Origin of the sequence: Herbaspirillum frisingense GSF30, assembly GCF_000300975.2 — a bacterium.
In the GTDB taxonomy this organism is placed as follows: domain Bacteria; phylum Pseudomonadota; class Gammaproteobacteria; order Burkholderiales; family Burkholderiaceae_D; genus Herbaspirillum; species Herbaspirillum frisingense.
This window is the reverse complement of sequence record NZ_AEEC02000015.1, coordinates 91,112-112,599: the sequence shown is the minus strand read 5'-3', so window position 1 is coordinate 112,599 and position 21,488 is coordinate 91,112. Positions and strand designations below refer to the sequence as shown.

General features: G+C 60.7%; 22 protein-coding genes. 15 read left to right on the top strand and 7 right to left on the bottom strand.

Going from position 1 to position 21,488, the window contains the following annotated elements; genetic code table 11:
• The first annotated feature begins 38 nt into the window (after window positions 1–38).
• From HFRIS_RS12460 to HFRIS_RS12395, 14 genes are all read left to right on the top strand, one after another.
• On the top strand, window positions 39–962 hold the full coding sequence (locus HFRIS_RS12460) for a GDP-L-fucose synthase family protein (protein WP_039875500.1): 924 nt from the start codon (window positions 39–41) through the stop codon (window positions 960–962).
• Entirely contained in the window at window positions 959–2,149 is a 1,191-nt protein-coding gene (locus HFRIS_RS12455; RefSeq protein WP_006463719.1) for a DegT/DnrJ/EryC1/StrS family aminotransferase, read from the top strand. Before HFRIS_RS12460 ends, HFRIS_RS12455 begins: the two co-directional genes overlap by 4 nt.
• Window positions 2,146–3,012, top strand: a complete 867-nt coding sequence (locus HFRIS_RS12450; protein WP_006463718.1) for an ABC transporter permease — start codon at window positions 2,146–2,148, stop codon at window positions 3,010–3,012. Before HFRIS_RS12455 ends, HFRIS_RS12450 begins: the two co-directional genes overlap by 4 nt.
• 2 nt (window positions 3,013–3,014) lie before the next feature.
• Window positions 3,015–4,253, top strand: coding sequence for an ABC transporter ATP-binding protein (locus HFRIS_RS12445; protein ID WP_006463717.1), 1,239 nt, complete (start codon window positions 3,015–3,017; stop codon window positions 4,251–4,253).
• A gap of 1 nt (window position 4,254) precedes the next feature.
• Window positions 4,255–5,247 carry a glycosyltransferase family 10 domain-containing protein gene (locus HFRIS_RS24550; protein WP_161625975.1) on the top strand — a complete coding sequence of 331 codons (993 nt, stop codon included), beginning with the start codon at window positions 4,255–4,257 and terminating at the stop codon, window positions 5,245–5,247.
• 7 nt (window positions 5,248–5,254) lie between these two features.
• Entirely contained in the window at window positions 5,255–6,145 is an 891-nt protein-coding gene (locus tag HFRIS_RS24545) for a CatB-related O-acetyltransferase (protein WP_006463715.1), read from the top strand.
• Between the two features lie 35 nt (window positions 6,146–6,180).
• A complete protein-coding gene (locus tag HFRIS_RS12430) occupies window positions 6,181–7,002 on the top strand; it encodes an alpha-1,2-fucosyltransferase (RefSeq protein ID WP_161625974.1) in 822 nt (273 codons plus the stop codon).
• Entirely contained in the window at window positions 6,999–8,078 is a 1,080-nt protein-coding gene (locus HFRIS_RS12425; RefSeq protein WP_006463713.1) for a glycosyltransferase family 2 protein, read from the top strand. The genes HFRIS_RS12430 and HFRIS_RS12425 overlap by 4 nt, the downstream gene beginning before the upstream one ends.
• Entirely contained in the window at window positions 8,075–9,013 is a 939-nt protein-coding gene (locus tag HFRIS_RS12420) for a glycosyltransferase family 2 protein (RefSeq protein ID WP_006463712.1), read from the top strand. Before HFRIS_RS12425 ends, HFRIS_RS12420 begins: the two co-directional genes overlap by 4 nt.
• Window positions 9,010–10,020 carry a glycosyltransferase family 2 protein gene (locus HFRIS_RS12415; RefSeq protein WP_006463711.1) on the top strand — a complete coding sequence of 337 codons (1,011 nt, stop codon included), beginning with the start codon at window positions 9,010–9,012 and terminating at the stop codon, window positions 10,018–10,020. Before HFRIS_RS12420 ends, HFRIS_RS12415 begins: the two co-directional genes overlap by 4 nt.
• Before the next feature lie 16 nt (window positions 10,021–10,036).
• On the top strand, window positions 10,037–10,870 hold the full coding sequence (locus HFRIS_RS12410) for a glycosyltransferase family 2 protein (protein ID WP_006463710.1): 834 nt from the start codon (window positions 10,037–10,039) through the stop codon (window positions 10,868–10,870).
• Window positions 10,870–12,015 carry a glycosyltransferase family 4 protein gene (locus HFRIS_RS12405; RefSeq protein ID WP_006463709.1) on the top strand — a complete coding sequence of 382 codons (1,146 nt, stop codon included), beginning with the start codon at window positions 10,870–10,872 and terminating at the stop codon, window positions 12,013–12,015. Before HFRIS_RS12410 ends, HFRIS_RS12405 begins: the two co-directional genes overlap by 1 nt.
• Before the next feature lie 129 nt (window positions 12,016–12,144).
• The gene (locus tag HFRIS_RS12400) at window positions 12,145–12,702 is read left to right on the top strand and encodes a sugar transferase (protein ID WP_233207654.1); all 558 of its coding nucleotides are present in this window, start codon (window positions 12,145–12,147) and stop codon (window positions 12,700–12,702) included.
• Window positions 12,699–14,684: a polysaccharide biosynthesis protein gene (locus HFRIS_RS12395; protein ID WP_006463707.1), complete on the top strand. Its 1,986-nt coding sequence runs from the start codon at window positions 12,699–12,701 to the stop codon at window positions 14,682–14,684. The genes HFRIS_RS12400 and HFRIS_RS12395 overlap by 4 nt, the downstream gene beginning before the upstream one ends.
• 80 nt (window positions 14,685–14,764) lie before the next feature.
• On the opposite strand, the gene rfbC is transcribed toward HFRIS_RS12395, so the two are convergent.
• From rfbC to rfbB, 4 genes are read right to left on the bottom strand one after another with little or no spacing between them, the layout of a single operon-like run.
• The gene (gene rfbC, locus HFRIS_RS12390; protein WP_006463706.1) at window positions 14,765–15,313 is read right to left on the bottom strand and encodes a dTDP-4-dehydrorhamnose 3,5-epimerase; all 549 of its coding nucleotides are present in this window, start codon (window positions 15,311–15,313) and stop codon (window positions 14,765–14,767) included.
• Window positions 15,310–16,212, bottom strand: a complete 903-nt coding sequence (rfbA, locus tag HFRIS_RS12385; protein ID WP_006463705.1) for a glucose-1-phosphate thymidylyltransferase RfbA — start codon at window positions 16,210–16,212, stop codon at window positions 15,310–15,312. Before rfbA ends, rfbC begins: the two co-directional genes overlap by 4 nt.
• The gene (gene rfbD, locus HFRIS_RS12380; protein WP_006463704.1) at window positions 16,202–17,092 is read right to left on the bottom strand and encodes a dTDP-4-dehydrorhamnose reductase; all 891 of its coding nucleotides are present in this window, start codon (window positions 17,090–17,092) and stop codon (window positions 16,202–16,204) included. The genes rfbA and rfbD overlap by 11 nt, the downstream gene beginning before the upstream one ends.
• Window positions 17,089–18,156, bottom strand: a complete 1,068-nt coding sequence (gene rfbB / locus HFRIS_RS12375; protein ID WP_006463703.1) for a dTDP-glucose 4,6-dehydratase — start codon at window positions 18,154–18,156, stop codon at window positions 17,089–17,091. The genes rfbD and rfbB overlap by 4 nt, the downstream gene beginning before the upstream one ends.
• Before the next feature lie 159 nt (window positions 18,157–18,315).
• Between rfbB and HFRIS_RS12370 the strand changes: the two genes are divergently transcribed.
• Window positions 18,316–19,131 carry a symmetrical bis(5'-nucleosyl)-tetraphosphatase gene (locus HFRIS_RS12370; RefSeq protein ID WP_006463702.1) on the top strand — a complete coding sequence of 272 codons (816 nt, stop codon included), beginning with the start codon at window positions 18,316–18,318 and terminating at the stop codon, window positions 19,129–19,131.
• Here HFRIS_RS12370 and HFRIS_RS12365 read toward each other — a convergent pair.
• Genes HFRIS_RS12365 through HFRIS_RS12355 form a run of 3 tightly spaced genes read right to left on the bottom strand, consistent with a single transcriptional unit; the run spans window position 19,061 to window position 21,477 of the window.
• Entirely contained in the window at window positions 19,061–19,861 is an 801-nt protein-coding gene (locus HFRIS_RS12365; protein WP_006463701.1) for a lysophospholipid acyltransferase family protein, read from the bottom strand. The genes HFRIS_RS12370 and HFRIS_RS12365 overlap by 71 nt on opposite strands.
• 45 nt (window positions 19,862–19,906) lie before the next feature.
• Window positions 19,907–21,193: a dihydroorotase gene (locus HFRIS_RS12360; RefSeq protein ID WP_006463700.1), complete on the bottom strand. Its 1,287-nt coding sequence runs from the start codon at window positions 21,191–21,193 to the stop codon at window positions 19,907–19,909.
• Window positions 21,193–21,477, bottom strand: coding sequence for a GIY-YIG nuclease family protein (locus HFRIS_RS12355; protein WP_006463698.1), 285 nt, complete (start codon window positions 21,475–21,477; stop codon window positions 21,193–21,195). The genes HFRIS_RS12360 and HFRIS_RS12355 overlap by 1 nt, the downstream gene beginning before the upstream one ends.
• Window positions 21,478–21,488 lie beyond the last annotated feature (11 nt).

Here is a 21,488-nt window from a genome sequence, read left to right as displayed (position 1 = left end):
ATTACCGGTGCACCGCTGATATTGGATAAGGGTTAGACATGCGTATCTTTCTCACAGGCGGCCGTGGCATGGTCGGGCGAAATTTCACCGAGCACGCCGCTGCCGTCGGACACGATATCCTGGCACCCACCAGCGCCGAGCTGGACTTGCTGGATACTCGTGCCGTAAACGATTGGGTACAGCAGCAACAGCCCGATGTGGTGGTGCACGCTGCGGGCCGGGTCGGCGGCATACAGGCCAATATGCGCGATCCAGTCGCCTTCCTCACCGAAAACCTGGATATGGGTCGCAACGTTGTGCTGGCAGCACGCCGCGCGGGCGTCCCGCGTCTGCTGAACCTTGGCAGTTCTTGCATGTATCCGCGCAATGCGCCCAATCCGCTGGCCGAGCAAACCGTGCTGACCGGTGAATTGGAACCGACCAATGAGGGCTATGCACTGGCAAAGATCATGGTCGCTCGTTTGTGCGATTACATCGGACGCGAAAATCCTTCACTGCAATACCGTACGCTGATCCCGTGCAACCTGTACGGCCGTCACGACAAGTTCGATCCAAAGCACTCACACCTTGTCCCAGCAGTGATTCACAAGATTCATGAGGCCAAATCCGCCGGACGTGACGAAGTCGACATCTGGGGCAGCGGCAAGGTGCGACGTGAATTCATGTATGCGGGCGACTTGGCCGATTGTATGTGGCGTGCGCTAGACCACTTCGACACTCTGCCGCTCTACCTCAACGTAGGCCTGGGCAGTGATCTTTCTATCCTCGACTACTACCATGCCGTAGCCCGCATTGTGGGCTTCGAAGGGAAATTTGTGCACGATCTGACCAAGCCCGAAGGCATGGCGCAGAAACTGGTAAATACCACCCGTCTGCAAACCTGGGGCTGGCGTGCAACCACTTCATTGGAATCGGGCATCGCCCAAACCTATCAATTCTATCTAGAAGGACGTCAAGCATGAGCCCCAGCCACTACCCACTCGCCACCGCCACCTGGGACGATGCGGAATACCAAGCGATCCAGAAGGTTATCGCCTCGGGTATGTTCACCATGGGAGCGAACGTCCAGGAATTCGAGAAACAGTTCGCTGCCTATACTGGCAGTAACTACTGCGTAATGGTCAACTCTGGCTCCTCGGCTAATCTACTGATGATTGCTGCCCTGCGCTTTCGCAAGGAGTCCCCGCTGCTCGCCGGTGAAGAGATCATCGTGCCTGCGGTATCCTGGAGCACGACCTATCACCCGCTGCAACAATACGGCCTCAAGCTGAAGTTCGTCGACGTTGACCGCGATACACTGAACTACGATCTGGACGCCTTGGCCGAAGCGGTAACCGACAAGACCCGCGCGATCATGATCGTCAACCTGCTGGGCAACCCCAACGACTTTGATGCAATCGAACGTATCGTGGCCGGTCGCAACATTGTAGTGGTCGAAGACAATTGTGAATCCATGGGCGCCGAGCTCAACGGCCGTCAGGCTGGAACCTTCGGCATCATGGGTACCTACAGTGCCTTCTTCAGCCATCACATTTCCACAATGGAAGGTGGCATGGTGGTCACCAATGACGAAGAGCTGTACCACATCATGCTTTCCGTTCGCGCCCATGGCTGGACACGCAATCTGCCCAAGCACAACCAGCTGACAGGTACCAAGAGCGACGACGCTTTTGTCGAATCCTTCAAGTTCATCCTGCCTGGTTACAATCTGCGCCCGCTTGAAATGAGCGGAGCCATTGGTATCGAGCAAGTCCGCAAATTGCCTGGCTTGATCTCGGAGCGACGTCGCAACGCCGTCAAATTCAAGGCTCTGATGGCGGACTATCCGCAACTCCGCATTCAGAAGGAAATCGGTGAAAGCAGCTGGTTCGGCTTCAGCATGATCATCGAGCCGGATGCCGGCTTCTCTCGTGAAGACGTAGTACGAGTGTTCAATGAATACCGCATCGATGTCCGTCCCATCGTGGCCGGCAATTTCGCCAAGAACGAAGTGCTGCGCTGGTTCGATTATGAAATTCACGGCGCGCTCAAGAATGCCGACGAACTTGACAGCAATGGGTTGTTCATCGGCAACCATCATTACGAACTGGATGAGCAGTTCGATCTGCTGCGCATGGCCCTGAACAAGCTGGTCAAAGCCAAGCAATGACGAAGGACACGCAAGAAACGGGTAACGGCCGCGACCTTGAGTCGCTGCCCTTGACCGTCATCACCGCCAATCCCGATGGCAAGGACTACTGGTCCGAGCTGTGGCGCAGCCGTGAACTGCTGGGCATGATGGTCTGGCGCGACATCGTGGTGCGCTACAAGCAGACTGCGATGGGTCTGAGCTGGGCACTGGTTCGCCCGCTGGCGACCATGCTGGTCTTTTCGCTGGTCTTCGGCAAGCTGGCCAATCTGCCCTCCAATGGCGCGCCTTACGCGCTGATGGTCTTTGCCGGACTGTTGCCCTGGCTGTTTTTCTCTGCTGCTTTCTCCGACGCCAGCAACAGTGTGGTGGGCAATGCCAACCTGGTCCAGAAAGTCTACTTTCCCCGCCTGATCATTCCGCTCTCGTCGGTGGTGGTGGGCCTAGTCGACTTTGCGCTGGCCATGCTGGTATACCTGGCCATGTCGTTCTTCTATGGCCTGCCGCCCGGACTGCATGTGCTGGCCTTGCCCCTGTTCCTCTTGCAGCTTTGCCTGCTCATCCTCGGCTGCAGCCTGTCGATCGCCGCCTTGAGCGTCTGGTACCGTGATTTCCGGCACCTCTTGCCGGTGGTGCTGCAACTGGGGGTGTACCTGTCCCCAGTGGGCTTTGCCAGCACGGTGGTACCAGAGAAATGGCGCCTGCTGTATGCATTCAATCCGATGGTGGGCATCATCGACGGCTTCCGCTGGAGCCTGCTCGGTGATACGCAACCGCTTCGCTTGAATGAGGTCGGCATTTCCTGCCTGGTGACGCTCGTGTTGCTGTGGTCAGGCGTGCGCTTCTTCCGTCGCAGCGAGCATCGTTTTTCGGACGCCATCTAATCATGAGCAAAAGTATCATCGTCGAAGGAATTTCTAAGAAATTCCGTATCCATCATGAAAAGGAACGCGACACCCAGGAACGGGGCCTGCTGCGCAAGTTCCTCGGGCGCAACCGCAAAGACAAGGCCGGCTCGGATGAAGATTTCTGGGCGCTGCGCGACATCAGTTTCGAGGTCAATCAGGGCGAGCGACTGGCGGTCGTCGGCCGCAACGGTGCGGGCAAGTCCACGCTGCTGAAGATCCTTTCCCGGGTCATGAGCCCGACCGAAGGACAGATCCGCATCCGTGGCCGCATGAGCAGCCTGCTGGAGGTCGGTACCGGCTTTCACCCCGACCTGACCGGACGCGAGAACGTCTATCTCAACGGTGCCCTGTTGGGCATGTCGCGCATGGAAGTGCGCCAGAAGTTCGATGCCATCGTCGACTTCGCCGAGGTGGAGCGTTTTCTCGACACCCCCGTCAAACGCTATTCCAGCGGCATGTATGTGCGCCTGGCCTTTGCCGTATCCGCTTTTCTGGAACCGGACATCGTGGTGTTGGACGAAGTGCTGTCGGTCGGCGACGCCCGCTTCCAGCAGAAGTCCTACGCCAAGATGCGCGAGTTGGCGTCCCAGGGGCGGACGGTGCTCTTCGTCAGCCATAGCATGGCAGCGGTGAAGGATCTGTGCGAAAGCGCCGTGCTCATCGAACATGGACGCATCAAGGAAAAGACCCTGGTCGACGACGCCATCGGCGACTACATGCGGCACGCCATGCATGTGGGTGGCGCCAACATGCCCCTGGAAACGGAACACGTGGACCTTCTGGCCATGCATGTCACCCAAGGCGGCCGCAAGAACCCGAATTACAACTTCGAGGGCGATGCTCCGGTGGACGTGGAGTTGATCTATCACGTCAAGGAAAACTTGCAAAACTTCCGTATCGGCTTCTACGTCAAGACCGTCTTCGGCGACATGCTCACGCGCGCGCTGCTGGCCGACCGCAATCCGGAAATGGAAAACGTGCGCCCAGGCACCTATCGCGTCAAGGCGCAAATTCCCGCCGACTTCCTGGTCGCCGGAGACTATGTGCTGGAAGTTCACGGCAGCCAGTTCGGCGTGCAGGACTTCTTCGGCAGCAATGCGCTGCAGCCGTTCCGTATCGCACGTCCCCGGCTGTTCAATATTCAGCATGCACGCGAACAGGCGTTCGGCCATATCTACCTCGATCCGCACTGGCAGCTGGAAAGGATTTCGGACTGACATGATCGACGTCAAGCTCACGACCTGCGCTCCTACCTGGCCCTGGGCTCGGCAAACGCCCGGGAACTTGTTGCAGTGGGGACCATTCCGCTTCCACGTCGATACGGAGGTGGAGCGTTGCGACGCGTGGGTGGTTTTCGAATCACTGAGCCAGACCGAGAACACCTGCTGCCCGCCCGAGAACGTCTTCTTCATTGCAGGCGAGCCCGATCCGATCGGTTCCTACCAGCCGGCTTTTCTGGATCAGTTCGCCCACGTCGTCAGCGGGCGCAATGACCTGCAGCACCGCCATCAGATTCGTCTGCAACAGGGCCATCCCTGGTTCGTCGAGAAAAGTTTCGATGAGCTGGCCAGCATGCCGCCGATTCCCAAGAGCCGCGATATCAGCGTCATCAGTTCAGCCAAGGCTTTCACCGAAGGCCACCGTGCGCGCCTGGACTTCGTGCGTGCCCTGCAGCAGCGCTTCGGCGACCGGGTGGAAGTCTGGGGCCGGGGCTTGCGTGATTTCGAGCAGAAATGGGACGTGCTTGCCCCCTATCGCTTCGCCATCGTCCTGGAGAACTTTGCCGGGGACGATTTCCTGACGGAGAAATTGCCGGACGCACTGCTGGCTTACTGTTTTCCGATCTATTACGGATGCACCAACGTAGACCGTTATCTTCCGGATGACGCCAGCCTGAAGATCGATATCGAAGACACCGAAGCCGCGCTGGATGCAATCGGCCGATTGCTCGCCAATCCTGAAGAATACGACCGAAGCCTGCATGCCATAGCGCGTGCACGGCAGTACTATCTGCATCAACTGCAGTTTTTTGCCAATCTGAGCCACGTCCTGGAACGCCATGTCCGCAGCGACGTTTCAGCGGTTCCGGTCTCCCTCGCGGTCAATGGCAGCTTTGCCGCGGCGCCTCCTGTCGCGCCGCAGCCGGAGGCCCCTTTTGCGCCGGTCCCGGCATCGTTGATATCTCGTCTGCGGCGGCTCATAAAGGGGTAAGCGACTGATGATCTCCCTGGCCGCCGTCAAATCCCGCTTTCAGGTCCTGCTCACCCATGTGTCCAGGGCCATCGTCGCGCGCGGTTTGCGTCCTGAGTCTGCCGCGCTTCTCGGCTATGGTTCCCGACAGCAGGATGTGCGCGAAACGGCAAACGAAACGCAGCGACTGGCAGCGCAATGGATCATGCGACAGGCCATGCTGCCCGAGGTCGCTGCCCTCCTACTGGACAGCAGTGCAACCGGTGGCGCGACCGGCAAGGGTGGCCATGAAATGCATCCCGCTTCAAGGCAATGGGCCTACTGGTTAGCCCGGGAATGTACCGCAATCGACATGACCGGTGCGCTGCGCATGCCTCTCGTCGAAAGCGTCAACTCCTCCCTGAATCAAGCCATCTTCTTTGATGGCGAAAATATCCAGGTCATGCAAGGCAGCATCGTGTCGGGGGATTCCAGGATCGGAGCCAATACGTACGTCGGCTTCAACTGCCACATCACCAAGGCCAGAATCGGGCGCTACGTCTCCATTGCAGACAATGTGCTGGTCGGCCCGGGAGAGCACCGCCTGGACCGGGTTTCCACGCACTCCATCTTCTACGATGCGCCCTACGAGACTCTCACCGAAGCCGCCTGCGTGATTCAGGACGATGTCTGGATCGGCGCTTCCTGCATCATCCGGCGGGGTGTCATCATCGGTACCGGGGCAGTGATCGGCGCCAATTCCTTCGTGAACCAGGATGTGCCTCCTTTCGCCATCATGGCGGGCTCACCTGCGCGCAACATCGGCGCCCGATTCGACGATCAAACCGCTGCGAAAATTCTCGCCAGCAAATGGTGGGAACTGCCTGCTTCCGAGGCCCGCAAACTCATAGAACAACTTACGCAAGAAATCTCGTCATGATAGTCAGTCGCTTGATCGGTGGCCTCGGCAACCAAATGTTCCAATACGCGGCAGGGCGCGCCCTGGCATTACGCCGTGGCGTTCCCTTCGCCATCGACAGCCGTGCCTTTGCGGATTACAAGACCCACGCCTTCGGCATGCAGTGCTTTTGCGCCGACCAGACCGAGGCCCCTTCGCGACTGCTCCCCAACCCGCCTGCAGAGGGCCGTCTTCAGCGCCTGCTGCGTAGGTTCCTGCCCAATCCGCTGCGTGTCTACACCGAGAAGACCTTCACCTTCGACGAGGCCGTACTGAGCCTGCCTGACGGCATCTATCTCGATGGCTACTGGCAATCGGAAAAATACTTTGCCGACTTTGCCGATGACATCAGGAAGGACTTCGCCGTCAAAGCCGCCCCCAGTGCGCCCAACCAGGCCTGGCTGGAGCTGATCGGCCGGACGCATTCGGTCTCTCTGCACATCCGCCGAGGTGACTACGTGTCCAACGCCGCGGCCGCCGCCGTGCACGGGACATGCGACCTGGGCTACTACGAGCGTGCGGTTGCGCATCTGCACCAGGTAACCGGCCAAGCGCCAGAACTGTTCGTCTTTTCAGATGACCTGGATTGGGTCGCGACCAACCTGCAACTTCCTTACACGATGCATCTTGTGCGTGACAATGATGCCGCCACCAACTTCGAAGACCTGCGCCTGATGACCGCCTGCCGTCATCACATCGTGGCCAACAGTTCCTTCAGCTGGTGGGGCGCCTGGCTGGATGGCCGCTCCGAGAGCATCACCATCGCCCCGGCACGCTGGTTCGTCGCCGATACGCCAGACGCGCGCGATCTGGTTCCGCAACGCTGGGTGCGTCTATGAACCAACGTGAACAACTACCGGCCATCAGTGTCGTCGTTCCCACCTACAACGCGGGACGCTACGTGGAAGAGGCCGTGGCCAGCGTTCTGGCGCAGGACTTCCGCGACTTCGAACTGCTGCTTATCGACGATGGGTCCACCGACAACACGGCAGAAGTCGTGAGCCGGTTTGCCGCCGATCCGCGCGTGCGGCTGCTGCGCAATGAGCGCAACCTGGGGCTCATCGCGACCTTGCACCGGGCCTATGCCGAGTGCCGCGCACCGCTCATAGCGCGCATGGACTCCGATGATATTTGTGCACCAGACCGTTTCGGCAGGCAGGTCACATTCCTGCACGAGCATCCGGAGGTCGGCATTGTAGGCGGCGCAATCCGTTTCTTCGGCAACGTGGCGCCGAACGTCTTCACGTTCCCGCTCGCCCATGCCGATATCCATCCGGCGATGCTCTTCTATTGCCCCTTGGCCCACCCGGCTCTGATGTTCCGCAGAGAGCTGCTGGACCAGGGCATCATCCGCTACGACGACGCTTTCCGTCACGCAGAGGATTATCATCTTTGGAGCCGATTGCTCCTGCAGGTCAACGCAGCCAATCTGCCCGAGGTCGTACTGGACTATCGCCTGCATGCGCAGCAGGTCAGCTCGGACTCCTCCGACAAGCAGTATGCCGCCTCCCTGCGCGTGCGCAGGCAGATGATGCAAGAATGCGGCGTTGAGCCCACCGATGAGGAAATCGCCTTGCACGAAAGCGTCATTCTGGAGCGGCCCGTGGCCCGCACCGATTATCTGCCGGCCCTGGCCGCCTGGTTCGCGCGGCTGGAAGCGGCCGCGCGCCAGAGTGGCTATTGGAACGAGCAGGCCCTGCATCGCCTGCTCAAGGGCAAGTTCATCGACACCGCACGCAGGGTCGGTGCAGACCTGTCAGCGCTCGCCAATGCGGCTCCCACCGCCGGCTACGTTTCAACGGAAGATCTGACTATGGTCTCCCATGAGGCAGGCAAGGCAAGCCTGGCCACGCGCGTGAAGCGCCGGCTCAAGTCCATGGTGTGGCAGTGGCGAGCAAGAAGGAGCAAGTCATGATCCATGCCCAACAATCGGGGCTGGTCAGCTTCGTGATGCGAACGGTGGGCGGGCGTCCTCGCGAAATCCGCCGTGCGATCGCAAGCGTTGCCGCCAATGACTGGCGCCCACTCGAAGTGGTCGTGGTCTACCAGGGCGCGGAGAATACGCAATGGGAAGATCTGCAGAAGCTTCCAGCGGAATTCGCCGACATCGATGTCAAGGTGGTGCGCAACCCCGCCAGCGGCGACCGTCGCGCCGAGAACCTCAATATCGGTTGGGCACAGGCCAGCGGCCGCCATCTCGGGTTCCTAGATGATGATGACACGCTCGCGCCCAATCACGTTAGCCTGCTGCTGGCTGCTTTGCAGGCCACCGGTAAAACCTGGGCTTATGCGCAGGTGACCTTGCGCAAGGAAAATGCGGACCTGGAAATCGTCAGTGAAAGTACCCCCTTCCGACGCCATGCCTTTTCACTCAAGTCACTGTGGAGCGAGAACTTTCTGCCTATCCACAGTTTTCTCATCGACAGGAGCCAGCTACGTTCGGCCCTGACCGAGCGGCCTTTCCACGAGGAACTGGATCGCTCTGAAGACTGGGACTTCCTGTTGCGGCTGGCCTTTTATCATGAACCGGCCGTGGTCGAAGAATTCACTGCCACCTATCATGTCAGTACCGTCGGTGGAAACACCAATCTGTCGCTGATGGATTCAGCCGGAAGGCAAGACCGTGAGCGGCTCAACCGTGAAGCATGGGCGCGCTGCAAGGCGATCGTCGAAAACCGCAAGGCTACCCTTGCTGCTTCGGTCTGGTGGGGCAACGACTATTTCGGCTTGCCAGTGCCCGGGGCAGCAGTACAGGACCAACCGGCCGCCCCCTCCCCGACCGTTGCGCGCAGATCCCTGCGCGAGCGCGTCATCCGCAAATTGATTCGACTCCTGGAGCGTTTGCTGTGAAAGTCTCCATCTGCATTCCCGCTTATCGCCAGGTCGAGTACCTGCGTGAAACCCTGCAATCCTTGCTGACCCAGGATTTTCAGGACTTCGAAGTCATCGTCACCGACGATTCTCCCGACGACAGCGTATGCGATCTGCTGGCGAGCTTCGATTTTGGGGGCAGGCTGCGCTATGTCCGCAATTCGCCCGCCCTCGGTTCACCCGAGAACTGGAACGCCGCGCTGCGGCTGGCGCAAGGCGACTATGTCAAGATCCTGCATCACGACGATCATTTCATCCGCCCGGATGCATTACGCCTGTTCGTCAAGTTGCTCGACGATGCTCCACACGCGGACTTCGGATTTTGCGCGACCCTGGTCAACCATATCGATGTGAACATGCAGCGCATCCATTGCGCCAGTGACCGCCAGTTGGCCGATCTCGCGGAAGATCCGGCCAGCCTCTTCGTGGGCAACTGCATCGGCGCGCCCAGCGCCACCATCTGCCGACGGTCCGCGAGCTTGGACTATGACCGCCAGATGAAGTGGCTGGTCGATGTCGACTACTACTACCGCATGCTGATGAATAACCGGCGCTTCGCCTTTACGACCGAAGCCCTCATCACCACACCCACCAACGCAGGGCACCAGGTGACTGAAATCTGCCGCGACAATGGTGAAGTCGAACTGGGCGAGGCGATGGCCTTCTTCCGCAAATTTTCGCCGCAGCAGCAGGAAAATCCTCTGGTCAAACAGGGCTGGCTGATTCTTTTCAAGCGCTTCCGGATGCGCAAGCTGGCTGACTTCTCCCGCTACGGCGTAACACCCCCGCAAGAGGCGCCGGGGCAAGATGGCTATTTCACCATTCTATTGAAGAAGCGTTACACCTTCTGGAACTTGCTGCGTGACCCGAAGCTGCTGGCGCGCAAGATCTTCTACCGGCTCTATCCATACGTACCCGGCTTCATCCGCCGTGCGCTCAAGCAGGTGTACGCGCGCTTGGGCCCGGCCAAGTCCGGCTCCCGCTGAAACAACGGATTCCGCCATGAACAGAGGTAGCTCCCACTGCCCGCAGGGGCCCAGCCTCTCGGTCATCCTGTGCGTACATCGCGCCAATCCCTGGTTGCAACACGCCATCGACAGCGTACTGGAACAGAGCGATGGGGATTTCGAATTCCTGATCGCGGCCAATGCCTGCAGCGACGAATTCTGGGAGCAACTGCAAGCCGTAGGCCGCGGCGACCCGCGTATCCGATTGATCCGGACCAGCATCGGACAGCTGGCTTTCAACCTGAATGTGCTTGCCGACATGGCGCACGGACAGTACTTGGTGCGTATGGACGCCGATGATGTCTGCGCCCCGACCCGTATTGCCACCTTACGTGCGCACCTGGCAAACGATCCGCTCGACATCCTCGGCTCTGCGGTATCCCTGATCGATGGCCATGGCCACCAAGTCGGATTGATGCAGTTTCCGGAAAGCCGGGAGCAGATTGTGGCTGCGTTAAAAAGACGGACTGTTTTCTGCCACCCCGCTGTAGCCATCCGTCGGCAGTTCCTGCTGGAGATGCGCGGCTACCTGGGCGGTTTTCACTCCGAAGATACCGATCTGTGGTTGCGAGCGAGCCGCCACGGAGCACGCATGGCCAACCTCCCAGACGTGCTGCTGTCCTACCGTCTCCATGACAGCCAGTCCATCAGCAGTGGTGCCGGCTACGCCGAAGTCAGTGCACATTGGTTGCGTGAATTCTTGTCCAAGCCCGGCTGGTACACATTGCAGGGCCTGATGATCGCCTTGGGGAAGGCCGTCTGCAAGCGCTTCCTGCCGCGCGGTGCTGCCTACAGGCAAGGCCCGGAGAAGCAGGAAAGGGAGCGCTGATGCACCAGGGAACAAAGCCCAAGCTGCTCTTCTTCGTTGCCGTCGACTGGTTTTTCTGCTCTCATTTCCTGGAACGCGCAATCGCCGCGCGTGAAGCCGGCTTCGAGGTCATCGTACTCACCCATGTCGACCGGCATGGACCACGCATTGAAGCAGCAGGTCTGCGCCTGATCGCACTGGATATCGACCGCCGCAGCCTCAATCCGCTGGAGGCTGCAAAGACGCTGCTGGCGTTGATACGCATCTATCGTCGCGAGAGGCCTGCCCTGGTGCACCATGTCGCGCTCAAGCCCATCCTCCTTGGCAGCCTGGCGGCGCGCCTGGGCGGTGTGAAGCACATCGTCAACGCCGTCGTCGGCGGTGGGTATGTGCTCATTGCCCAAAGCTGGAAAGCCAAAGCATTGAGGCCGGTGTTGCACATGCTGCTCAAGCTGCTGCTCAACCCCGGGGGTAGCAAGGTTGTGTTCGAAAACGGCGATGACCTCAAGCGCTTCGTGACCACCCGCCTGGTCAATGCTGCCGATGCCGTGCTGATCCGTGGCGCCGGTGTTGATCCCCGCCAGTATCGCCCCGGCGTGCCAAGTCTGCCGCCGATGGTCGTCATGAGCGCCCGCCTGCTATGGGACAAAGGCCTCGGAGAATTCGTGCAGGCCGCACGCCTGCTGCGTGAACAAGGCGTCGTGGCACGTTTTATCGTGGCCGGCGAGCGCGATCCCGGCAATCGTTCCTCGGTGGACCTGCAGACACTGGACACATGGAAACAGGAAGGCGTTGTCGAATTCTGGGGTTTCCAGGAAGATATGCATGCCGTTCTTGCCCAGGCCAGTATCGCCTGTCTACCTTCGTATCGGGAAGGCTTGCCCAAGGCGTTGCTGGAAGCCATGGCATGCGCCCTGCCCTGCGTGACAACCGATGTCGAAGGCTGCCGCGAAGCGGTACGCGACAGCGACAACGGACTCCTGGTCCCCGCCGCCGACGCCCCAGCGCTGGCCGCGGCCTTGCGCAGACTGCTGGAGGAACCGGCGCTGCGTGTGACCATGGGCAGGCGCGGCCGTGAACGGATCGAGACCGAATTTGCATCCGCGCTGGTTAAGGAACAGACTCTTGCTTTATATGCGGGCCTGTCATCCCCTGGAACGCGTTGATCGGCCATCGCCGTCATGCAAAACGACAACTGCACACCATCGAGTCATACATAAAAAAGGAAAAGACGTGCAAGTCAATTTCTGTCAAGTGGAGCCCATCGGACCAAACGACAGCACAGGAGTATCGCAATGATGCTGCGCATGCTGGACATTCTCTTCTCGTTGCTCGGCTTGTTGCTGACTTCGCCCCTGCTGGTACTGCTGTTCGTCTTGGGCCTGTTCGATACCGGGTCGCCGCTGTTCCGCCAGACCCGGGTGGGGCGGCACCAGCGGCCGTTCGTCCTAGTCAAGTTCCGGACCATGAAGCCCGATACCCAGTCGATGGCGACCCATCTGGCCAGCCCCGCCTCGGTCACCCGCATAGGCAGCATGCTCAGGCGTACCAAGCTCGATGAGCTGCCACAGTTGTGGAACGTATTGACAGGAGAAATGAGTCTTGTCGGGCCGCGCCCCTGCCTGTTCAACCAGACCGAGCTGATTGCCGAACGCGCACAGCGGCGGGTATTCGATGCCCGGCCCGGCATCACTGGTCTAGCGCAGGTCAAGGGTGTCGACATGTCGACACCCCGTCTGCTGGCAGAAATCGATGCGCGCATGCTCGCTGAGATGAACTTGGCCCATTACATCAAATTCATCGTCCAGACCGCAACGGGCTCGGGTCGTGGGGACAGGATCAAAGCGCCATGAACCAAGCACGCTTTCTTCGTCGCAGCTGGCGCCGTGCCTGCTCGGCGCTGGCCCGCCCGGCATTGGCCCTGCCCCGCCCCGTCAAGCGCATCGTCGCGCTGACCATCGACCTCAGTCTTTGCCTGTTCACCGCATGGCTGAGCTTCTACCTGCGGCTGGGTGAATTCATCAGTATCACGCGAGAGTCCGAATGGGGCACAGGCCTGCTGCTGGCCGCGGTGGCTGCCTGCCTCATTGCTTTGCCGATCTTCATCGTCTCCGGCCTGTACCGTGCGATCTTCCGCTACAGCGGCCTGCCTGCGCTGCAAACGGTTGGCCGCGCGGTCGGCGTCTATGGCGTGCTGTACTTCTCGATCTTTACGATCATCGGCATCAATGGCGTGCCGCGCACGGTGGGCATCATCCAGCCCATCCTGCTGCTGTTCATGGTGGGCGCATCACGGGCGCTTGCGCGGGTCTGGTTGAGTGATCAGTATCTTCGCATCCTCAAGCATGCCGCCCGTCCCAAGGTCATGATCTATGGTGCCGGCGAAGCCGGACGCCAGCTGGCAGGCGCCCTGACCAACAGCCACGAAATGCAGGTGGCGGGTTTCCTGGATGACGATGACCGGCTGCACGGCCATGTCCTCAACGGCCTGCCCATCTACAATCCGGCCGACCTGGCGGGGCTGGTGGAGACGCTGAAGATCAACGACGTCCTCCTGGCCATGCCCAACATCAACCGGACGCGACGCAACGCGATTCTGAGCGACATCCGCAGCGCGCACGTTTCGGTGCGCACGCTGCCCAGCGTCATGGACCTGGCGCGCGGAAGGATCAGCGTCTCCGACCTGCGAGAACTCGACATCGACGACCTGCTGGGCCGCGAGCCCGTCCTGCCCAACCATCTTTTGCTGGCCAAGAACATCACCGGCAAGGTGGTCCTGGTGACCGGCGCGGGAGGATCGATCGGCAGCGAGCTGTGCCGGCAGATCCTGGCGGTCTCTCCGGTCAAGCTGCTGCTCATCGAACAGAACGAATACGGGCTCTACGCCATCCATCAGGAACTGGAAGCACAACTGGATGGCCGGGACATCGCCTTGGTGCCGCTGCTGGCCTCCGTGCAGGATGAAGAACGGCTGGGCGAAATCCTCTCCACCTGGCATCCCCATACGGTCTATCACGCCGCAGCTTACAAGCACGTTCCACTGGTCGAGCACAATCCGGCGGAGGGCATCAAGAACAATCTGCTGGGGACGCTGCGCACGGCCCGGGCCGCGATCGAAAATGAGGTCGCGCATTTCGTTCTGGTTAGTACAGACAAGGCCGTTCGCCCGACCAACATCATGGGTGCCAGCAAACGGCTGGCGGAAATGGCCCTGCAGGCGCTTGCCTCGACCCAGCCAGCCACGCGGATTTCCATGGTGCGTTTCGGCAATGTGCTGGGCTCGTCCGGATCGGTCGTTCCCAAGTTCAGGCAGCAGATCCGCAATGGTGAAGCGATCACGCTGACCCATACCGATATCACACGCTACTTCATGACCATTCCCGAGGCTGCTCAGCTGGTCATCCAGGCGGGTGCGATGGCCAAGGGCGGCGATGTCTTCCTTCTGGACATGGGACAGCCAGTTAAGATCATCGATCTGGCACGCCGCATGATCGAATTGTCAGGGCTGACCGTGCGCGACGAAGTCAACCCCGATGGCGACATCGAGATACAGATCACCGGCCTGCGGCATGGGGAGAAACTCTATGAGGAATTGTTGATCGGCGAGGATTCGGAAACCACGCCTCATCCTCGCATCATGAAAGCCCATGAGGACTTCATGCCTTGGCCTGCCTTGCAGGAGAGACTACGGGAACTGATGGCGGCCTTGTCAGCCAACGACGTCAACGCAATCCGCACGATCATGCAACGCCTGGTGTCCGGGTACACGCCCAGCGACGAAATCGTGGACTGGGTCTACATGGAACAGGAAACGGAACTACAGCGCGGCACCTGAGGAGCATTGAGACGGAGCTGGAGCGGGAAAAATACCCGCTCAACCAGATCACGCGGGTCGCCCCTTGCCTGCAACCCGGCTCAGTCGAAATAGTCGGCGCTGGCGAAGGCTACGCCTGCCAGATCCTTCGGCGAAAGCTTGGCTTGATCCTTGGCAATCACCCAGTCAATGGCCAGCTCGGGATCATCCCACGCAATGCTGCGCTCATGCTCGGGCGCCCAGTAATCTGTGGTCTTGTACAGGAATTCTGCCGTTTCCGACATCACGCGGAAGCCGTGGGCAAACCCTTCCGGGATCCACAGCATGCGTTTGTTCTCGGCACTCAGTTCGGCGCAGAAATGCTTGCCGAAGGTGGGAGAGGACTTGCGAAGATCCACGGCCACATCCTGGACGCATCCTGCGGTAACGCGCACCAGCTTCCCTTGCGCCTGGCGGATCTGGTAATGCAGGCCGCGCACGACGCCATAAGCCGACTTGCTGTGGTTATCCTGGACGAATTCCACCTCGCGGCCGATCAACTCATTGAAGCGCCGCTGATTGAAGCTCTCAAAGAAGAATCCGCGATCGTCGCCAAACACCTTGGGCTCGATGATCAGTACCCCTTCCAGGTCTGTCCGTATGGCGTTCACGACGCATCCCCCTGATCGCACAGCCGTTGAAGATAGAGTCCATAACCGCTCTTGACCAGCGGCGCCGCCAGCTTCTGCAACTGCTGGGCGTCGATGTAGCCCATACGATAGGCGATCTCTTCCGGGCATGCCACTTTCAGTCCCTGGCGATGCTCGATGGTCTGGATGAAGTTGCTGGCCTCGATCAGGCTCTCATGGGTGCCGGTATCCAGCCACGCGTAGCCGCGTCCCATCATCTCCACGTTGAGCTCGCCACGTTCGAGATAGAAGCGGTTGACGTCGGTGATTTCAAGCTCGCCGCGTGCCGAAGGCTTGATATCGGCTGCGATGTCACAGACCTGGTTGTCATAGAAATACAGGCCCGTCACAGCGTACCTGCTCTTGGGCTTGACGGGCTTTTCTTCGAGGCTGGTGGCACGGCCTTCGGCGTCGAAGGCGACCACGCCGTAACGCTCTGGATCATGAACATGATAGGCAAACACGGTCGCCCCATCGGTACGGTTGCACGCCTGGTCCAACTTGGACTGCAGATCGTGTCCGTAGAAGATATTGTCACCCAGTACCAGCGCCGAGGGTGAATTGCCGATGAAGTCGCGCCCAATGATGAAGGCTTGCGCCAAGCCATCCGGGCTGGGTTGCTGCGCATAGCTGATGTTCATTCCCCAGCCGGCGCCGTCGCCCAGCAGCGTCTGGAAGCGCAATGCCTCCTCCGGCGTAGTGATGATGAGGATGTCACGGATACCGGCCAGCATCAGCGTGCTGAGCGGGTAGTAGATCATCGGCTTGTCGTAGACCGGCAGCAATTGCTTGGAGACGGCCATGGTCACCGGATGCAGGCGTGTACCCGAGCCGCCAGCCAGGATGATGCCCTTGCGGGAAACGTTGGATTTAGTGTTCATGGAGTTCTTTCATCATGCGCTCGACACCGTTCTGCCAGTCCGGCAGGATCAGTCCGAAAGCGGCTTGGAACTTGCTGCAGTCCAGGCGGGAATTGAGGGGCCGCGCAGCCTGTGTGGGGTAGGCGCTGGTGGGGATGGGGACCAGCCGGGCCGGCCCGGAAAGGCCCCCCAGTTGCCCCGCCAGGGCGAACACCTTGCGAGCATAGGCGAACCACGTGGTCTGTCCCGAAGCGGCCAGATGATAAAGGCCCTGGCGCTCAGGGTGGGCCAGGGTCTGGACGATGGCATGCGCGCTGGCATCGGCCAGCAGTTCAGCGCCGGTGGGGGCCCCAGTCTGGTCGTCGATGACATTGAGCTCGTCGCGCTGGGCGCCGAGCCGCAGCATGGTCTTGGCAAAATTGCCACCGCGTGCGGCATAGACCCAGCTGGTACGGAAGATCAGATGCGCACAGCCGCTGGCAACGATGGCCTGCTCGCCTTCGAGCTTGGTACGGCCGTAGACGTTGAGCGGGCCGGTGGCCTCGTCTTCCTTGCGCGCGTGTTCGCCGCTCCCGTCAAAGACGTAATCGGTGGAGTAATGCACCAGCAGAGCGCCGCACTGCGCAGCGGCCAATGCCATGGCCCCCGGGGCCTCGGCGTTGACCAGGTGCGCGCGCTCGGGTTCGGACTGCGCCTTGTCCACGGCCGTATACGCAGCCGCATTGACCACCACATCCGGACGCAGTGCCGCGATGGTGCGGCTGATTCCGGCCATGTCAGCAAGGTCCCCGCAGTACTGCTCGCTGCAGGCGCTCAAGGAGATGAGCTGGCCCAGCGGCGCCAGACTGCGCTGCAGTTCCCAACCGAGCTGTCCATTGCAGCCGAAGAGCAGGATCTTCATGCCTGGCGTGCAGCGTAATTGGTTTCCAGCCATTCGCGGTAGCTGCCGGAACGGACGTTGGCCACCCACTCCTGGTTGGACAGATACCATTGAACGGTCTTGCGAATGCCTGTCTCGAAGGTCTCGGCCGGCTTCCAGCCAAGTTCGCGCTCGATCTTGCCGGCATCGATGGCATAGCGGCGGTCATGGCCCGGACGATCAGTCACATAAGTGATCTGGCCAGCATAGCTCTGTCCGTCCTCACGCGGACGCAATTCGTCCAGCAAGGCGCAGACGGTATTGACGATATCGATGTTGGCCTTTTCGTTCCAGCCCCCGACGTTGTAGACCTCGCCCGGTGTGCCCGCTTCCAGCACGCGGCGAATGGCGCTGCAGTGATCCTTGACGTAGAGCCAATCGCGGATCTGGCGGCCATCGCCGTAGACCGGTAGGGACTTGCCGTCCAAGGCATTGACGATCATCAGCGGGATCAGCTTTTCAGGGAAGTGATACGGACCGTAGTTGTTGGAGCAATTGGTCGTGAGCACCGGTAGCCCGTAGGTATGATGATAGGCGCGTACCAGATGGTCGCTGGCGGCCTTGGTCGCCGAATAGGGACTGTTGGGCTCGTAACGGTTGGTCTCGGTGAAGGCCGGTGCCTGCAGAGCCAGCGAACCGTAGACTTCATCGGTGGAAACGTGCAGGAAACGGAATTGCCGGTGCTCCGCCTCATCAAGCTGGCTCCAGTACTCGCGCACGGATTCCAGCAGGTTGAAGGTGCCCAGCACATTGGTCTGCACGAAGGCCTCCGGGCCGTGAATGGAGCGGTCCACGTGGCTCTCTGCTGCAAAGTTGACGACCGCACGCGGGCGGTGCTGCTTGAGCAGATCGGCGACCAGTTGACGGTCGCCGATATCACCCTGAATGAAGATATGGGCCGCGTTCCCTTGCAATGAATCCAGGTTCTGGAGATTGCCAGCATACGTCAGCAAATCGAGGTTGACCACAGGCTCGCCCGTATGGCCGACCCACTCAACGACAAAATTGGATCCGATGAATCCTGCACCGCCAGTCACTAAAATCATTGCTGTCCTGGCATGGGTCGCCACCGCTGGTTACCATGCGTAAAGAATGGAAACCAGGTATTTTACCCGAGCGCACCCGCATTGGATCAGTTCGCACGGGGTGTTTATGCATGGCATCACCGATCCTTCACCTGGCCCCAAGCTCATCAGACATTGCCCATGAGAAATTACATTATCGGAGACCTGCAGGGCTGCCATGCCTCCCTGCAGGATTTGCTGGCAACTCTCCCGCCGTTTGCGTCCGACCGTATCCTCTTCGCCGGCGACCTCATCAACCGCGGCCCCCACTCCCTGCAAACCCTGCGCACCGTGATGCAGATGGGCAACCGCGCCCAGGCCGTGCTGGGCAACCACGATCTGCACCTGCTGGCAGTGGCCTGCGGCATCCGCCCGGCCCATCGGGATGACACCTTGGACGAGATCCTGGCAGCGCCTGACCGCGACGAACTGATCGACTGGCTGCGCCATCGTCCGCTGGCCATCCACGAGCAGGGTCACCTGATCGTACACGCCGGTGTCCTGCCGCAATGGGACCTGAAACAGGCGCTGTCGCTGGCTGCCGAAGTCGAGGCCATGCTGCAAAGCGAGCAATGGATCGATTTCCTGCGCCACATGTACGGTAACCAGCCTGCGCGCTGGAGCGACGACCTGGCCGGCTACGACCGGCTGCGCTGCGTCATCAACGCCTTCACCCGGCTACGCTTCTGCCAGGCGGACGGGACGATGGATTTTGCGGTGAAGGAAGGTGCGGCCGCCGCACCGGAAGGGCTGATGCCCTGGTTCGAGGTGCCGGGCCGTCGTACGGTAGAGGTAAGCGTGGTCTTCGGCCACTGGTCGACGCTGGGACTGGTGATGCGCCCCAATCTGATTGCGCTCGATACTGGCTGCGTCTGGGGTGGCAAGCTCAGTGCGGTGCGACTTGAGGATCGGGCGCTGTTCCAGGTGCAGTGTCCGCAGGCGCGCCAGCCGGGCTGAGCGATTCCAGCGAATACCCCAGGCCGGTCGCGATCACCTCGCGCGCGCTACGCGCCAGGTCGCGCCGGTGGGCGCCTTCGGTGCTGATGATGGGCAATTGCTTCAACTGCGCACGTATGCCCCGGGCCTTGAGGATGGTCAGGATGCTCTCGGCAATGGACATGTCGCCAATGAAATCGGCCGCCCCATGCAAATTGCCGGCCGCATCCACGTAGCGCAGCGCATACGGCTGCACCGGCGCCCGGGCATCGATGGCGGCTTCGAACAGGTTGGCGTGGAAGGGTAGCAGCGTACCCTGGGCCGCCGTGGTGCCTTCCGGGAAGAAGGCCACGTGCTCATCCTTCTCGATACTTTCCACCAGTCCCTTGAAGATGCGACGCACATCGCTGGCCTTGCCACGCGAAATGAAGATGGTGCCCGTCTTGGCACACAACCAGCCGATCAGCGGCCAGCCACGGATCTCGGACTTGGCCACGAAGCGGCAGGGCTGCAGCGAATTGACCACGAAGATATCCAGCCAGCTCACGTGGTTGGACACCAGCAGCGAACGCTGCAGCGGCAAGGGGCTGTCGATTTCGACGCTGATGCCGCAGATGCGCAGCAGCTTGCGCGACCAGCGCCGGATATGCGCCTCCTGGCCCTTCTTGCCGGTCAACGGGAACAGGAAGGCGCACACTGCCATGCCCTTGAACAGATGCGCGATCAGGCGCAGCAAACGGAAAACGAACATGGCTCGGTCGGCTCTTGGTCGGCTGTAGAAACGATGCAGATCGGATCAGCGCTCGAAGGCAATATGCCCCGAGACGATGGTGGCCTTGACCACGCCAGGCAGCTCATAGCCCAGGAAAGGCGTGTGCTTGCCCTGGCTGGCCAGCGCGCTGCCGTGTACCTTCCACATGGTGTTGGGATCGAACAGGCAGAGGTCGGCCACGTTGCCAACGGCCAGGTTGCCCGCCTTCAGGCCCGCCACCTTGGCGGCGCGATGGGTCACCTTGGAGATCGCCTTGGACAACACTTCCTTGCCCTCGCCTTCGGTCTCCAGCGCCCACTTCAGGGACAGCGACAGCAACAGTTCCAGACCGGTTGCGCCCGGCGAGGCTTCGCCGAAGGGCAGCAGCTTCTCGTCGTCATCCACGGGGGTATGGTCGGAGCAGACGGCGTCGATGGTGCCATCGAGCAGCGCGGTGCGGATCGCTTCGCGGTCGCGTTGCGAGCGCAGCGGCGGGGTCATGCGGGCATTGGAATCGAAGAAGCCGATATCCAGGTCACACAGATGGATGTGGTGCACGCCCACGTCGCAGGTCACCGGCAGGCCTTCGCTCTTGGCCTGGCGCACCAGTTCAAGACCGGCGGCCGAGGACATGCGACACAGGTGAACCCGCGCGCCCGTCGCACGCATGAGTTCGAACAGCGTGTACAGGGCGATGGTCTCGGACATCACAGGCACGCCCGACAGGCCCAGGCGCGACGCCGCCGGCCCGCTGTGGGCAATGCCCGAGCGGCCCAGGTGCGGGTCTTGTGGGCGCAGCCAGACGGTGTAGTTGAAGGTCTTGGCATATTGCAGCGCCGACAGCAACACGGTGGTATCGGTAATCGGTTCCTCGGCCTGCGAAAAGCCGATACACCCCGCCTCGGTCAGCTCGGCCATCTCGGTCAGGGCCTTGCCCTTCAGGCCGGCGGTCAGCGCCCCCAGCGGATAGACGTGCGCCTGGTTCAGCGAACGGGCGCGGTGCTTCAGCATTTCCACAAGACCCGGCTCGTCCAGCACGGGATCGGTATCCGGTGGGCAGATCAGGCTGGTCACACCGCCCTGGATGGCGGCCTGCATCTCGGATTCGAGCGTGGCCTTGTATTCATAGCCAGGCTCGCGCAGGCGCGCCGACAGGTCCACCAGGCCGGGGGTCACCACCAGTCCGGTGGCGTCGATGGTCTTGTTGGCCACGAAGTCGGCCGGAGCCTGGCCGACACCGACGATCTTGCCGGCGGCTACGTACACATCCTGCTGGGCATCGATGCCGTTGGCCGGGTCGATCAGACGGCCGTTCTTGATATGCAGTTTCATCAGTTGAATGTCTTTTTAGCGAGTCGTCTTAATTCTTCAAAATTTCCTGCGAGCCAGGCTTCCTTCTTCCTGCGCGTCCAGCCCTTCAGTTGCTGCTCAGCTGCCAGTGCTTCTTCTCTTGTTCCAAAGCTTTCCGACTTCAACAGCTCGACCGGCAATCGAGTCGACGTGTAGCACTTCATGGCAGCAGATTGATGCTGTGCCATCCGCGTCTCGATATTGTCCGTATGGCCGACGTAATAGCTGCCATCCGAACAGCGTAAAAGATAAACATAAAACGCCATGTCCGCCTCAG